At 26.4% G+C, this 672-nt stretch carries 2 pseudogenes; one reads left to right on the forward strand and one right to left on the reverse strand.

The window, feature by feature from the left end:
- Window positions 1-280: pseudogene (locus tag GQX97_RS13565) on the forward strand (phosphatase); the annotation flags it as partial.
- Between the two features lie 16 nt (window positions 281-296).
- Here the strand turns inward: GQX97_RS13565 and GQX97_RS13570 are convergent.
- A pseudogene (locus GQX97_RS13570) lies at window positions 297-672 on the reverse strand (23S rRNA (adenine(2503)-C(2))-methyltransferase RlmN); the annotation flags it as partial.

A 672-nucleotide genomic window follows, 5' to 3' on the forward strand; every position in this document is an offset into this window, starting at 1 on the left:
AATTAAACTTTGTAAAGACTATAATAAACTTATAGAGATTAATTCTGCTTCTTTTAAAGTGAGAAAGGGTAGCGATACAAATTGCAAAGAAGTGGCATTACTATGTAAGAAGTATAATTTAAATATTGTAGTTACATCAGATTCTCATTCAAAATATAATGTAGGCAATCATGAAGCTGCTTTGAATATGCTTGAAGATATTAACTTTCCAGAAGATTTAATTTTGAATGCCGATTTTGATAGGCTTATGAATTATTTAAATAGTAGAAATAGAAATTAAATATTATTTTRTAATGTTATTGATTTTTTACAGCAAGCTGACCGCATCCTGCTAAAATTTCTTGACCTTGTTTAAATCTCTCAACAACTTCTATACCATTATCTTTTAATATGGATTTGAATCTTAATATAATATCTTTATTTGGTCTTTGAAGCTCTGGTGCATGTTCTACAGGGTTCATCGGTATAATATTAACTTTGAAAGGAAACTCTTTTTTTAAGTTTACTAATCTATAAGCATCATTAACAGAATCATTAACATCTTTTATTAAAACCCATTCAAAAGTAATCATTCTTTTTCCATTTTTACTGTATCTTTTAAGTATGTTGATAAGGTTTTCTATTGGATATCTTTTATTTATAGGCATTATTTTGTCGCGTACTTCATTTTTA

The organism is Brachyspira sp. SAP_772, from assembly GCF_009755885.1.
GTDB lineage: Bacteria > Spirochaetota > Brachyspiria > Brachyspirales > Brachyspiraceae > Brachyspira.